14 protein-coding genes are annotated in these 12,676 nt (G+C 70.4%); 6 read left to right on the forward strand and 8 right to left on the reverse strand.

Annotated features, from left to right (window positions below; all coding sequences use genetic code 11):
- Positions 1-89: 89 nt before the first annotated feature.
- Together SNOUR_RS36750 and SNOUR_RS47020 are read right to left on the reverse strand one after the other, a co-directional pair.
- Entirely contained in the window at positions 90-1,706 is a 1,617-nt protein-coding gene (locus SNOUR_RS36750; protein WP_067355817.1) for a multicopper oxidase family protein, read from the reverse strand.
- Between the two features lie 615 nt (positions 1,707-2,321).
- Positions 2,322-2,750, reverse strand: a complete 429-nt coding sequence (locus tag SNOUR_RS47020; RefSeq protein WP_067355818.1) for a hypothetical protein — start codon at positions 2,748-2,750, stop codon at positions 2,322-2,324.
- Between the two features lie 884 nt (positions 2,751-3,634).
- On the opposite strand from SNOUR_RS47020, the gene SNOUR_RS36760 reads away from it, so the two are divergent.
- From SNOUR_RS36760 to SNOUR_RS36770, 3 genes are read left to right on the forward strand one after another with little or no spacing between them, the layout of a single operon-like run.
- A complete protein-coding gene (locus SNOUR_RS36760) occupies positions 3,635-3,844 on the forward strand; it encodes a ferredoxin (protein WP_067359091.1) in 210 nt (69 codons plus the stop codon).
- On the forward strand, positions 3,834-5,207 hold the full coding sequence (locus SNOUR_RS36765) for an NAD(P)/FAD-dependent oxidoreductase (protein ID WP_067355821.1): 1,374 nt from the start codon (positions 3,834-3,836) through the stop codon (positions 5,205-5,207). Before SNOUR_RS36760 ends, SNOUR_RS36765 begins: the two co-directional genes overlap by 11 nt.
- Positions 5,208-5,238: 31 nt before the next feature.
- Positions 5,239-6,438, forward strand: a complete 1,200-nt coding sequence (locus tag SNOUR_RS36770) for a cytochrome P450 (RefSeq protein ID WP_067355823.1) — start codon at positions 5,239-5,241, stop codon at positions 6,436-6,438.
- 192 nt (positions 6,439-6,630) lie between these two features.
- On the opposite strand, the gene tatA is transcribed toward SNOUR_RS36770, so the two are convergent.
- Entirely contained in the window at positions 6,631-6,876 is a 246-nt protein-coding gene (gene tatA / locus SNOUR_RS36775; protein ID WP_376738563.1) for a Sec-independent protein translocase subunit TatA, read from the reverse strand.
- A gap of 336 nt (positions 6,877-7,212) precedes the next feature.
- Positions 7,213-7,533 carry a hypothetical protein gene (locus SNOUR_RS36780; RefSeq protein ID WP_067355827.1) on the reverse strand — a complete coding sequence of 107 codons (321 nt, stop codon included), beginning with the start codon at positions 7,531-7,533 and terminating at the stop codon, positions 7,213-7,215.
- Positions 7,534-7,829: 296 nt separating this feature from the next.
- On the opposite strand from SNOUR_RS36780, the gene SNOUR_RS36785 reads away from it, so the two are divergent.
- Together SNOUR_RS36785 and SNOUR_RS36790 are read left to right on the forward strand one after the other, a co-directional pair.
- Positions 7,830-8,969 carry a GDSL-type esterase/lipase family protein gene (locus SNOUR_RS36785; protein WP_067359093.1) on the forward strand — a complete coding sequence of 380 codons (1,140 nt, stop codon included), beginning with the start codon at positions 7,830-7,832 and terminating at the stop codon, positions 8,967-8,969.
- A gap of 147 nt (positions 8,970-9,116) precedes the next feature.
- Positions 9,117-9,320: a hypothetical protein gene (locus SNOUR_RS36790; RefSeq protein WP_067355830.1), complete on the forward strand. Its 204-nt coding sequence runs from the start codon at positions 9,117-9,119 to the stop codon at positions 9,318-9,320.
- A gap of 329 nt (positions 9,321-9,649) precedes the next feature.
- Here SNOUR_RS36790 and SNOUR_RS36795 read toward each other — a convergent pair whose 3' ends face one another.
- The 4 genes from SNOUR_RS36795 to SNOUR_RS36810 all read right to left on the reverse strand — a co-directional run bounded on the left by SNOUR_RS36795 (position 9,650) and on the right by SNOUR_RS36810 (position 11,714).
- Positions 9,650-9,889: a hypothetical protein gene (locus SNOUR_RS36795; protein ID WP_067355831.1), complete on the reverse strand. Its 240-nt coding sequence runs from the start codon at positions 9,887-9,889 to the stop codon at positions 9,650-9,652.
- Positions 9,886-10,194 (reverse strand): hypothetical protein, encoded by a 309-nt coding sequence (locus tag SNOUR_RS36800; RefSeq protein WP_067355834.1) that lies wholly within the window; start codon positions 10,192-10,194, stop codon positions 9,886-9,888. Before SNOUR_RS36800 ends, SNOUR_RS36795 begins: the two co-directional genes overlap by 4 nt.
- Before the next feature lie 153 nt (positions 10,195-10,347).
- Positions 10,348-11,094, reverse strand: a complete 747-nt coding sequence (locus tag SNOUR_RS36805; protein WP_312634969.1) for a maleylpyruvate isomerase family mycothiol-dependent enzyme — start codon at positions 11,092-11,094, stop codon at positions 10,348-10,350.
- Between the two features lie 83 nt (positions 11,095-11,177).
- Positions 11,178-11,714 carry an LbetaH domain-containing protein gene (locus tag SNOUR_RS36810; protein WP_067355839.1) on the reverse strand — a complete coding sequence of 179 codons (537 nt, stop codon included), beginning with the start codon at positions 11,712-11,714 and terminating at the stop codon, positions 11,178-11,180.
- Between the two features lie 154 nt (positions 11,715-11,868).
- Here SNOUR_RS36810 and SNOUR_RS36815 point away from each other — a divergent pair, with 154 nt between their 5' ends.
- Complete coding sequence (locus tag SNOUR_RS36815; RefSeq protein ID WP_067355841.1) at positions 11,869-12,606, forward strand: L,D-transpeptidase family protein; 738 nt, start codon at positions 11,869-11,871, stop codon at positions 12,604-12,606.
- Positions 12,607-12,676 lie beyond the last annotated feature (70 nt).

Raw genomic sequence — 12,676 nt, forward strand, 5'->3', positions numbered from 1 at the left:
CGACGGTCACAACCCTCTTCCGTATGCGCGCGGTCAGTGTGGGGGCGACGTTGCCGTGCGCCCGCTGCGTACCCGTGGACCCGCCGCCGTCAGTCGTGCAGCTTGTAGCCCATGACCGTCATCATCCCCGACTCCGAGTGGTAGACGTTGTGGCAGTGCACCATCCACAGGCCGGGGTTGTCGGCGTCGAAATCGACGGAGACCTCTTGGTCCGGCAGGACGATCGTGGTGTCCTTGCGGGGGCCTCCGTCGGGCAGCGCGAAGGTGTGTCCGTGCAGGTGCATCGGGTGCCACATCGTGGTCGTGTTGTGGAAGCTGATCCGCACCCGCTCTCCTTGACGCACCGGATACCGCGCCGAGGCCGAGTACGCCTTCCCGTTGATCCCCCAGTCCCAGTCCTCCATGTTCCCGGTGAGGTCCATCTTGATGGTGCGGTCGGGATCGCGGTCCGAGAGCCGTACCGATGACGCTGCCTTGAACTTGTCCGCGCTCAGCCCGCCGCTCCTCAGCTCCGTCGGGCGGATCTTCTCGTCGGGCGCCTCGCCGTCACCGGTCCGCAGGAGGGCCTGCGCGGTCTGGTTGTTGCTGCCTGCGGAGAGCGCGGTGAGCGGGAAGACACCGTCCTTCGCGGTCACCAGCACGTCGAAGCGCTCGCCCATGGCGATCAGCAGGCTGTCGGTCGACTTGTGCTTCACCGGGTAGCCGTCGATGTGGGTCACGGTCATGTTGTGACCGCCCAGTGCGACCCGGTAGGCGGTGCCCGCGGCCGCGTTGATGAGGCGGATCCGGATGCGGTCGCCGGGTTTGGCGCGGAACGTCTCGCGGTCCCTGGCCACCTGGCCGTTCATCAGGTGGAAGGGGTGCTCCACGCTGTCCGAGGGGTCGTCGGTCATGCGGTGTCTGGCGCGTCTGCGCATCCGGGCCACGGCGGCGGCCGCCGCCCGGTTGCCGGAGCTCTGCATGTCGTCGTGACCGCCGGCCCCACCGGGCTTGTTCTTGTTCAGCTCGGCCAGCATCGCGTCCGGAGTCATCCCGTCGACCCCGTCGAGCCAGTCGTCGATCATGACGACCCACTCGTGGTCGTACGAGAGGGGCTCGCGCGGGTCGTCGACGATCAACGGTGCGTACAGCCCGCGGTCCAGCTGCACGCCGACGTGCGGATGGAGCCAGTACGTACCGGGTGTGTCGACCGCGAAGGTGTAGTCGTAGGAGGCCCCTGCCTTCACGGAGCGTTGGGTGATGGACGGCGAGCCGTCCATGTCGTTGCGGATCTGCACCCCGTGCCAGTGGACGGTGGTGGACTCCGGAAGACGGTTGTGGAGGGTCACGGCGACCCTGTCGCCCGCGGTGACCCGGATCTCCTTGCCCGGCAGCCGGTTTCCGTACGCCCACGTGTTGACGACCGCGCCGCCGAAGTCGAACTCGACCTGGTCCGCGGTCATCGCGAAGCGGCGCACCGGCCCCGTCCCCCGTTTGCGCTCCGCTGCCATGACCTCCGGACCGTCGGGGGAGACGTAGTTGGACGGCGCGGAGTGGGACCCGTCCGAGCCATGGCCGTCGTGCGAGCCAGGAGGGGGCGGCTTGCGGTGGGAGTGGTGCTTGCCGTTCATGGCGTCCAGGGCGGCGGCCCCGGTGGAGGTCAGCAGCCCGCTGCCGGCGGCAGCCATACCTGCGCCGAGCAGGGAACGTCTGGAGTGCGTACGCATGGAGAACCACCTTGTGGCGATCGTGTCGGTGTGATGCGCGGACGGCGAGGGGCGCTGCCGCGGACTCCGGGGACGTCGGCGGCGGTGCGCGCTCCGCTGCGCGCAGCACCGACAGACAGTCAGACGAGAAAACTCAGGCGCGGCGGCGGACATATCGAGCACGGTCCGCGGAGCCGACAGGTGGGGCGGGTGGCCACCGGGCCGCATTTCGCGCTGCCGGAGTGCGGGCCGGTACCCAGGAGGAGCGAAGTCGGCGTCCAGGAAGCGGACCCGGCCGGAGGGGCCGAGGCGGGGCCCGGGGCGCCGCCGTCGGGGTCCGCCGTCGATCGCTCGGCATCCTGGTGCACCGTCATGTCGTCATGATCGGGTCGCGCTTGGCGTGTCGTCATGCCGTGATGCGCCATCTGGGCCGTTGCAGCGTGGGCCCCGCCTGCCCCGCCTGAACCATCGCGAGACGCGGAGCCTGCGCGCGGCCGGTGCGGGGCCGCGTTGTGGGCACGGGCACCCGTGCGCCGGCCACGCTGTGCGGGGCCGGCGGGGTGCGGAAGCGGACAGGGCCCCGGCGCCAGGCCCGATGGGGTCGGTCGCAAGGGCCCGTCCACTCAGCTGGTGGGCTTACTTGTCGCCGCCGTGGCCGCCGCCTTCGCCGCCGCCGTGGCCGCCGCCTTCGCCGCCGCCGTGGCCGCCGCCTTCGCCGCCGCCGTGGCCGCCGCCCTCGCCGCCGCCGTGGCCGCCGCCGTGGCCGCCGCCCTCGTCATCGCCGAAGTTGCCGCCGATGGAGTTGTCGCAGCCGATGCGGGAGCCCATCGAGGTTGCCTGTGCGCCCGGCGAGCCCTCGCCGTTGAGCGCGTTGCCCAGCACGCCGTTCAGGATCCCGACCTCGCCGAGCACGTCGACGTTCAGGTCGTGGGTGCGGCATTCGCTGTGCTGACTGAACTTGAAGTCGTTGCCGCCGCGGCCGCCCGCGTGAGCGGTGCCGGCGCCGAAGGCGACGATGCTGCCGAGAGCGGCTGCCAGGACGGCAGCCTTGTGAAGCTTGTACATTTCTTTCTCCGGAAGTTTGAGCGGATTGCTCCGCGATGTACAGAGTTCGTACAGTTGCGGAAGGCTAATACGAAATATGCCGAATGAAATCTCCGACGCGCCGGATTTGTCCGGGCTTGGTAAACGTGGCCAACACCCGGCGTGGGCGGGCCTCCGGTCCAGGGGTGCGGAGACCTGTGTGCGTTGACTGGCATGGCCCGCAGCGCGTGAAACCGCCCTTGTGCCACCGCGGTGACCAGCCCTCCGCGCAGGAGCCGGTCCAGTTGCTGTACCGCCGTCCGCCACTCCACCGGCCGAACGTGGGCCCCGGCGATCTGGTCCACGTGCGTATGCCTCACCAGGACGAGGTCCGCGAGTGGCGCGGAGGCGACGAGCAACAGGGCGACAGAGCGGCAGGGCGAAAGTGACGGATCGGCGACCGACGCATAGTCCCTGCCGTGCGCGAGCAGTGCATTGCCCCTGCGCATATCGCCTGCGCTGCCGGTGAGTTGAAGCAGAACTGGTTCAACAGGGCCCCGAGTCGGCGACGTCGACGGACGCCGTCCCGCCGTTCCGGGCGCGCCCGTGCCCCCGACTCCGCCGTCACTCGGATCTCCCGCCCCCCGGCACCGCTCGCAAGTCCGGCTCCTGCTACGCGCCCTGTTCCGGCAGTGGGGCGCGTCGCTCCGTGTGCGCCCCGTCACTCTGCGCGTACCTGACGGTCGCCTGCCGCAGTCGTCGGTACCCGTCACCGCGAGCGCACTCCGGGTGGACCGGTAGTGGATCGGCAGGCGATCGGTGGCGGTGCGCCGCACGTCAGGAGCCCTGCGGTACTTGCGTAGCGGGCGTTGGATTTGCGGACCATCATGGAACGGAGGGGATGAGCAGCGGAGGGAGCGGTGGGGATGCAAATAGTTGTGGATCTCACGCGCTGTCAGGGCTATGCGCAGTGTGTGTTTCTCGCGCCCGATGTGTTCCAGCTGCATGGGGAGGAGGGGCTGCTCTACGTCCCGGCCGTGCCCGACGATCAGCTTGAGCGGGTGCGCCAGGCCGTGGCTGCGTGCCCCGTCCAAGCCATCCTCATGGGCAAGGAGGTGAGCGCCGGTGCCGAGTGACCTGCGGGACGCCCGCATCGTCATCGTAGGCGCTTCGCTGGCCGGGTTGAGGGCGGCGGAGACGCTGCGGGAGGAGGGGTTCGCCGGTTCCCTCACCGTGGTGGGGGACGAGCCCCGTCCGCCCTATGACCGGCCTCCGCTGTCCAAGCAGGTGCTGATCGGCGATGTGCCGGCGGAGGCAACGGCGCTGCCGATGCGCCGCGATCCGGATGCCGAATGGCGGCTCGGAGTGGCCGCCACCGGCCTGGACCTGCTGGAGAAGCGGGTGATGCTCGCCGACGGCGAGTCGCTGTCGTACGACCGCTTGCTGATCGCCACCGGGACCCGGGCACGTCCCTGGCCCAACCCGGAGGAGGGCGCGTTGCAGGGGGTGTTCACCCTGCGCACCATCGACGACGCCACCGGGCTGGCCGAGGCGCTGGCCGCCGGGCCGAGGCGGGTGCTGGTCATCGGCGCGGGCTTCACCGGCTCCGAGATCGCCTCTGCCTGTCGGGAGCGGGGACTGGACGTCACGGTCGCCGAACGTGGCCCCGCCCCTCTGGTGGGCGCGCTCGGCGGAACGTTGTCCAGGCTCGCGACCCTGATGCACCGCGGGCACGGCGTGGACCTGCGCTGTGGGGTGACGGTCACCGCTCTGCACGGAGACGGGAACGGCCGGTTCACCGGCGCCGACCTCTCCGACGGCACCCGAGTCGAGGCGGACGTGTGCGTGGTCGCACTGGGAGCGGTGCGCAACGTCGAGTGGTTGGCCGAGTCCGGGTTGGCGGCGGGGCGGCGCGGGGTCGCCTGTGACGCCGGCTGCCAGGCATTCAACATGTACGGGATCGTCATCAACGACGTCTTCGTGGCCGGCGACGTCTCCCGCTTCCCCCATCCACTGTTCGGATACCAGATGCTGTCCCTGGAACACTGGGGCAACGCGGTCGCGCAGGCCGAGGTGGCGGCCCACAACATGCTCAATCCGGGGCCCCTGCAACGCCCCCACCTCACCATCCCGACGTTCTGGTCGACCCAGTTCGGGCTCAACATCAAGTCGGTGGGCGTGCCCACCTACTCCGACCACGTGGTCATCGCGCAGGGTTCGCTGGAGGCGAGCCGACTGGCGATGGTGTACGGCTACCGAGGACGGGTCACCGCGGCTGTCACCGTCGACATGGGCAAGGCCCTCGACTACTACCGCCACTTGATCGAGACGGCGGCCGAGTTCCCGCCCCCGCCCGGCGCGGCGGACCGTGCCATCGCGGCCGACATCCCGATTCCGTCCGACGTGCCGGATCCCAAGGGGCTGTCTCACGAGCCCGTCGTGGCGCTCACCGGATATCTGCCCGATCGCCGGCTGATGGTGGTGCAGCCGGCCGGCTGAGCCACTTCCCGTCCCACCACGAGGAGCCACCATGGACTCCGAGACCTTGCTGTCACGCATCACCGACTACGCGAACCGCCCCAATCCCTACCCGCTGTACGCAGAACTCCGCGAAGCCGGCCCCGTCGTGCGCCAGGCGGACGGCAGCTATCTGGTCGGCACCTACCACCACATCGGCGCCCTGCTCCACGACCCCCGGATGAGCGCCGACGAGCGTGTGCGTACCACTCCGCCGCCGCCGGAAAAGATCAGGGACCCGTCGTTCCTCCGGCTCGACGACCCCGAGCACCACCGGCTGCGCACGCTGGCCATGCGGCCGTTCGGCCCCCCGCACACTCCGGGCCGGGTCAACGCCATGCGTGGTGAGATCGCCCGGATCACGACGGAACTGCTGGAGGCGCTCCCGACCGATCGGCAGATCGACATCGTGGACGACTTCGCCTACCCGCTGCCCGTCACTGTGATCTGCCGACTGCTCGGCGTCCCGCGCGAGGACGAACCGCGGTTCCGGGTGTGGGCCGACGCCCTGGTCGCCGCCGCCGACGTGCGGCCGGACGAGGACACCATCGCACAGGACGAGGCGGGCAGGCGGGCCGGGAACGAAATGAGCCAGTACCTGCTGGACCTCGCCGAGCAGCGGCGCGGCGAGCCGACCGACGACATGCTCTCCGCCTTCGTCAACGAGCCGGATCGATCCCTGCGGCTCACCCCCGAGGAGCTCACGGCAACCGCTACGCTACTGCTCATCGCGGGACACGAGACCACGGTCAACCTGATCACCAACGGGGTGCTCACCCTGCTGCGCCACCCCGAGCAACTGGACCTGTTGCGCCGCGAACCCCATCTGCTGCCGCAGGCCGTGGAGGAGCTGCTGCGGTACGAACCCCCGGTACACATGCGGGAGCGGACGCCCCTGGCCGACATCGAGGTGGCCGGTACCACGATCCCGGCGGGCACATCCGTCGTGCTGGCCCTGGCCTCGGGCAATCGTGACCCCAAGCAGTTCCACGAGCCCGATCGCTTCGACCCCACCCGCCGGGACGTCGAGCATCTGAGCTTCGGCAGCGGCATCCACCTGTGCTTCGGCGGACCGCTCGCCCGGATCGAGGCCGACACCGCACTCGGTGCACTGCTTCCCCGCCTGGGCGCGGCCCGCCTGGTCCAGGATCCGCCTCCGTACCGGCAGAACGCCATGCTGCGCGGTCCTCGCCACCTGCCCGTCCAACTGTGACGTTGTCAGAACGGGTCGGGGCGCGGCCGGAGCCGTAGCGTGACGACGCCCGACCAGGAACTCGAATACAAATCGATTCGGAGTCGTCGGTGAATCGCCGGCTCCCGGAACGACCGGATTCGCGAATCTCGTGGAAGGCGAGCGGGTGCTGGACTTCCCCGGCGAGGAGTCCGTGGCCTGGCTCGACCATGTCTACTTCGCGTCGCCGGGGAGGTTCTGGAGGGTGTGCTGAGCGGGGGGCTGGCCCTGGCCCGCCTGGGCGGTTGCCGTGGGCTGCTCCTCTTCTTCCTTCATCGCCTTCATTTCGCTCTTCAGGATGCGCGCGGACTTGCCGAGTGCGCGCGCTGCATCGGGAAGTCTCTTGGAGCCGAATACGACGACGCCGACGATGATTACGAGCACCAGGTGCCACGGTTCTAGCGCGTTACGGAACATCATTCTTCGCTTTCTCACCGAGTTCTCGCAGAATTCTTGCCGAGTTCTCACCGAGTTCTTACCGAGGTGGGCGGCAAGATATGGCCAGCCGAGCGGACAACTGTCCGGGCTTTGTACTGGCAGAGATCTTAACGCCCAAAAGTGAAGGCAGAGTTCCCGCCCCGCGCCCACCGTATCCGCGGAGTGTCGATTTGTTTCGGCAGCGTCATAACCCGCGGAATTGCGGGGACTCGCCTTAGGGGGCGTCTCACGTGGCAGGTTTCGCGAGCTTCTTGTAGCAGGTCAGGGCAACGGCCAGGCTGAGAAAGGCGAGGAAGTGCGTTCGTATCGGACGGTCAGTTAGACGGTGGCCGGACCGTCGAGGAAGCCGAGCAGCACGGCGGCCTCCGCGCGGAGCTGCGCGGCACGCTCGGCATGCGCGGGCGCCGTCAACTGCGCCGCCACCTCCAGTCGTTCGGCGGCCTCGGCCCGTACGACGGCCACCACGCCGTGCTCGCTCAGCTCGCGCCGCGCTGCTTCGGTGGCGCCGACACCGACCGGCGCATGCTCCAGGGCAGCGCCGCGGAGCGCGGCTTCGTCCACGGGTACCGCCTCGGCGTTGTCCAGTGCGGCAAGTGTCGAGCGCAGCGCACTCACCGCGGCCTTGTCGCGGGCGCGCATCGCTTCGGGCAGGGCTTGACGCATACGGAGACGTAGGGACATGTCGGTGACCCTATGGCCGTGCCGCGTTGCTCCACAACGCGATTCCTGTGCGGCAGTACGCCCGGTTCTCGTGTCGCATCCCTACGACCGGTCGGGCGGGTCTCGGCCCGAACGGTGCCCCTTCCGCGGGTTCGTGGACGGTGCGGGAAGTTTGCCCGGCGAGGCGTGCTCGTGTGTCAGGGTGGCGATGGGAGAACTCGTGGGTGCGTACACGCATCCGGACCTGAGAGCGTTGGGGAGCGGTGACGGTGGCGATGCGGGAATTTCCGCTGGTGGGCGGGCCGGTGGAGTTACGGGGTGCGCTGGACCTGGAGAGGACGCAGACGGGGGTGATGCCTCGCCGGTTGCCCGCGTGGACCAAGGAGCAGTACCAGGACCCGTCGGTCTACGGGGTGACGCTGATGCCTTCAGGGGTGCGGCTGGTGTTCCGCACTGATGCGCGTGAGTTGGAGTTCGAGGTGCTCACCTCCACCGGGCAGCTCGACAGCGACCCCGAACCCCGCCCGACCGGGATGCTGGAACTGCTGGTGGACGGTGTCCATGCCGGGCGCCGACAAGCACCCATAGGCAATGTGGTGCGCATGGCGGGCCCCGGGGCCGCGCAGCGACTGGTCCCGGGAGAGCCGGGGACCGTACGGTTCACCGGGCTGCTGGCCGGCATGAAGAACGTCGAGCTGTGGCTGCCGCAGCAGACCCCCACCGAGCTGGTGGCACTCCGTGCCGACGGCGAGGTGCTGGCGCCGCCGCCGGACGGTCGGCGCCGCTGGGTGCACCACGGCAGTTCCATCAGCCACTGCCTCGAAGCCGACGGCCCGACCGGCACCTGGCCGGTGGTGGCGGCCTCGCTCGGCGGAGTGGAGGCGATCAACCTCAGCCAGGCGGGCAACGACATGCTCGACCCCTATGTCGCCCGGACGATCCGCGATCTGCCCGCCGAGCTGATCAGCCTCAAGGTGGGCATCAACATCGTGGGCCTGACCACCTTCCGGCTGCGGACGTTCGGCCCGGCGGTGCACGGGTTCCTGGACACGATCCGGGACGGGCACCCGGACACCCCGCTGCTGTTGGTGTCCCCGGTGAGCTGTCCGGCACTTGAGGCCACCCCCGGTCCGACCGCGACGGGCCCGGACGGGAAGATCACGGCCCTGGGCGACCCGGCCGATGTGGCCTCCGGGGCGTTGACGCTGAAGGTGGTCCGCGACGAACTGGCCCGAATCGTCGCGGCCCGGCGAGCACACGATCCCCACCTGCACTATCTCGACGGACGCGAACTGCTCGGCCCGGACGACGTGGACGACCTCGCCGACGGCCTGCACCCCAACGCCGCCGCATACCGCCGGATGGGCAAGCGCTTCGCCGCGCATGCCTTCGCCGAGGACGGCCCGTTCCGCTGATCGACCGGGTGGGCGGCCGGGGCAGGAGCGCGTCACGAGCTCAACGGAACGGTGACCGGGGTGCGTTCCGTCCCGGCGCCCTGGGGGTGACGGTACCGGCGACGGTAGGAGGTCGGGGTGAGGCGGACGCGGCGCGGGAGCGGAGTCGTGCACCCGTCGGTGGAGCGGGTCGCGGCGCTCGGCGCCGACGTCGGCCGCCGCACCGAACTGGTGGAGGGCGCCGATGCCCTGATCGACTGCGCGATCCCGGCGTACGACCGGTGGGTCACCTGCCGATGGCGCCGGTGTCGGCCAAGGGCGAGGCGCGCGCCCGCGCCCGCCGTCAATCTGCCGGTGCGCGAACTGACCTAGGGCGCTTCTGATGGATCTCCGTGGAAGAAGGAGCGGCGCCTGGTGCGTGCGATCGCAAGGCGCCGGGATGTCTTCATAGCGGAGCTATGGGGGCATTTCGGCAACGCCGCGAGCGTGCGTGGCAGGCGCCGCGACGCCGCGGAGATCCATCAGAAGCGCCCTAGCGGCTCGCGCAACTGACGGATGCTCCGATCCCGCAGCCGGAGCGACTGGACCGCGCCACGCTCGCCGCTCGGGCGGTGGAGCCGCCGGTGCTGGGCGAATTCGTCGAGATGCCCTACGCCACCGAGAGCCCCCACGCGGGGCGCGGGCTTCGAACGGCGGCCGGGTCAGCCCGCGTAGGTGAGTTGGACGAGGGTGATCTCGGTGTCACCGATGAGGATGACGCCGGCGACGTGGCTGCGGGCGATGGTGCGCATGACCCCGTCGTCGGTCCCGTAGGGCTCGGAGTGGGACGGCGGGTCGATCAACGCGTCCAGCAGGAGCACCGACAGGTCCTGACGTGCCTCCTCGGGCAGGGACTTGTACGTGGCGTGGAGGGCCGGGTCGAGGTGGAGCCGATAGGTCACGCGGCGCCCCGTCCGCGGGAGTCGTCGCCGGCGGCGGAGCGCAGTTCCTCGGCGCTCAGATCGATCAGACCGGCGCGGTAGGAGGAGGGGAGGTGCCCGGACCCGCGGACGGCGGTCCGCAGATCCTCGACCCGTTCGCGGTCGGCCTCGAAGGTCTCGATGAACGTGACCCAACGGTTCAGGACGGCCGGTACGTCTTGGACATCGGTGAAGGTGATCTCCCGCATGAACGTCGCTCGCAGCTCGGAATGCGGCAGGGCGTGGGCGATGCCGTCGACGGTCCACGACCGACCGGAGCTGCTCATCGGATCCTCCACACGACCTGCTGGCGCGGATGCGCGCGTCCACGGTAGCAATCCGCGGGTGCGGGCGGAGAGCGACCCGGGCGGTGCTGGACCGCCGGTACGAGGGTCGGGCCGAGGACGGAGGCGTGCGGCGTGGGCGTGGGTCCGGCGGCGTCAGATCCAGTACGGCGCCCGCGGGACCGGGCCGGGGCCGGTGGTGGTCAGGCCCGTGCCGTTGGTGCGGCCGGTGAGCCAGCCGAGGAGGTCGGCCTGGGTGCCCGTGATGGTCGGTCCGCCGGTGCCCAGTTCCTGGGCCAGTCCGGTGTCCGTCGCCTCGATGCGCAGCGGCGGGACGTCGGCACGTCGGCGCTGGGCTTCGAGGAGGTCCTCGATGATCCAACGGCCGGCCTGGAGCGGTATGTCGGCGAAGGTGTAGCCGGCGACCAAGTCGGCGTGGTGGACCTCCAGTTCGCGCAGTCGGGTGGGCACCAGGGTGCCGGGGGTGCGCAGTTCGCCGGTGCGCATCCGCACCTCGTGGTACCAGGCGGCGTCCGGCAGGGTGCGCACGGCATGGTCGAACCGCTCGGCGGCGGCCACGACATCGGCCGCCAACTCCCGGACGGGGCGGCGGGCGCCGGCCTCGATCTCGGCGGCCCGGGCGTCCATGCCGGCGTACTGCGGGGTTTCCACACCGGTGCGGGCCCAGGCCAGCAGCCGGCAGAGGCTGTCGGTGGCGCGCGCGACATGGGTGATGACATGGCCGCGGGTCCACGGCGGCACCAGCGTGGCGCCGGCGATGTCCGCGTCGGCGAGTGCCTGGACGGTCTGCAGGAAGCGGTCCGTGGACGCGGTGATGGGGCCCAGCGCCTCGGCCTTGTGCATCTCAGCCCTCGCAAGCCGGCGGGATGACGCGTCCCCCATCGGGGCACGTTATTCACATTGCGGAACCTTGAATCCGTATGTTGGTAGTGCATGCGGACTCTAGGCGGCGCGCTTCGACCGCGTCAACCACCCGTCCAGCGCGCGAGAAGGTCCCCAACCGCCCTGATATTGCTGGTGATGGGCGCCGCCGCCGACTCCTCGTCGCGGCGGCGCCGGGTCGCCGCCGCGACGATCGCGCCATGTCCGAGCCGGACGCCCGACAGCATCGTCGGCCGGCAGCCGGAGCGGACGTCGTGGCCGACCACCGTGTCACCGCGTCCGGGCAGGTCACCACGGAGATCTCCGTGGTCGCTCCAGGGTCCGCCCGTGATCGGGAACGGGAATGCCGAGGGGGCGTCAACCCGGTGGTCGGTACCGCTCATGATGGATCGCACCCCTTCGCCCGGGGCGCGGAACTTCCCGGTCGCCAACCTCTCCGGCCCGTAGGGGTACAGCACGTTGCGGGTCTCGAAGGACGAGGGACCGTCCGGATCGCCGTAGCGGGAGAAGTCCTCATCCTCGGTCAGCGGCGAGGTGACCAGCGGTTTCAGCAGTACCGCCCGCGGTTGCCCGGTCATCGGGTGCGGCACGGCCGGGGCGGCGGGAACGGGCGGAAGCATTGGCACCGGACGTCAACTCCTCGCGCGGCGGCGGAGGAAAAAGCGCACCGTGATCGCAAACCGTCGGCGCCGCACTTCTCCGATTTTGGCGCATAAGGCGCTGCCGCCGGCCCCCGTCCGCAACCGCTCCGCGGGGCGAGGAGTCCTAACGGACATGAAGCGACGCATACCCTTCCGACTCCGCAGACCCGTCGCCGGCGCCCTCGGCCGGCGAGCGGGCGCAGCGCTCGCCCTCACCTCCCTCGCCCTACCGCTGACGGTCGCCCTGAGTTCCCCCGCCCAGGCCGCCTCGGCGGGCTGCCACGGGCTCCGTGGCCCCTACCAGCGGCAGGCCGAGCGGTTCCTCGGGCTCAAGGTCGACGGCCGCCAGTCGCCGTCCGACTGCCGCGCCATCCGTGCCTTCCAGACCAGTCACGGCATCACCCCCAACTACGGGTACGCCGGCCCCGTCACGTGGAACGTGATGCAACTGGTCGCCAGGCAGCGGACGGCCGGCCACAACCCCAACAGCGCCCACAAGTGCCCCACCAACAAAGGGCGGATCGCCTGCGTCGACCTGACCCGGCAGCTCAGCTGGATCCAGGACGGCAAGCGCCTGGTGTACGGGCCGGTGCCGGTCCGCACCGGCCGCAAGGGCGGCGAGACCCGCACCGGCCTCAAGCGGATCTACTGGCGGCACCTGCACCACGTGTCGACGATCTACCACACGCCCATGCCCTACAGCCAGTTCTTCGACGGCGGCGAGGCGTTCCACGCCATCAGCGGCAGCGTGTGGTCCGCCCCCGGCTCGCACGGCTGCGTCAACATGCGCCCCAATGACGCGAAGAAGTACTGGTCGCTGCTGCACAACGGCGACGACGTGTACGTCTACGGCCACAAGCCGGGCACCTGAGCACCACGCGGGCGTGCCGCACACACGGCCGGCACGCCCGCGCCCCGCCGGATCGCCCCCGCCGCGCCCG

It is taken from the genome of Streptomyces noursei ATCC 11455 (assembly GCF_001704275.1).
Classification (GTDB): domain Bacteria; phylum Actinomycetota; class Actinomycetes; order Streptomycetales; family Streptomycetaceae; genus Streptomyces; species Streptomyces noursei.

Bases quoted from the DNA above. Each gene is read 5' to 3' on its own strand.
- SNOUR_RS36800 (WP_067355834.1), bottom strand. From the start codon at position 10,194: ATGAGCAGCTCCGGTCGGTCGTGGACCGTCGACGGCATCGCCCACGCC.
- SNOUR_RS36780 (WP_067355827.1), bottom strand. From the start codon at position 7,533: ATGCGCGCCCGCGACAAGGCCGCGGTGAGTGCGCTGCGCTCGACACTT.
- SNOUR_RS36810 (WP_067355839.1), bottom strand. From the start codon at position 11,714: ATGCTTCCGCCCGTTCCCGCCGCCCCGGCCGTGCCGCACCCGATGACC.
- SNOUR_RS47020 (WP_067355818.1), bottom strand. From the start codon at position 2,750: ATGTACAAGCTTCACAAGGCTGCCGTCCTGGCAGCCGCTCTCGGCAGC.
- tatA (WP_376738563.1), bottom strand. From the start codon at position 6,876: ATGATGTTCCGTAACGCGCTAGAACCGTGGCACCTGGTGCTCGTAATC.
- SNOUR_RS36770 (WP_067355823.1), top strand. From the start codon at position 5,239: ATGGACTCCGAGACCTTGCTGTCACGCATCACCGACTACGCGAACCGC.
- SNOUR_RS36760 (WP_067359091.1), top strand. From the start codon at position 3,635: ATGCAAATAGTTGTGGATCTCACGCGCTGTCAGGGCTATGCGCAGTGT.
- SNOUR_RS36815 (WP_067355841.1), top strand. From the start codon at position 11,869: ATGAAGCGACGCATACCCTTCCGACTCCGCAGACCCGTCGCCGGCGCC.
- SNOUR_RS36805 (WP_312634969.1), bottom strand. From the start codon at position 11,094: ATGGGGGACGCGTCATCCCGCCGGCTTGCGAGGGCTGAGATGCACAAG.
- SNOUR_RS36785 (WP_067359093.1), top strand. From the start codon at position 7,830: ATGCGGGAATTTCCGCTGGTGGGCGGGCCGGTGGAGTTACGGGGTGCG.
- SNOUR_RS36750 (WP_067355817.1), bottom strand. From the start codon at position 1,706: ATGCGTACGCACTCCAGACGTTCCCTGCTCGGCGCAGGTATGGCTGCC.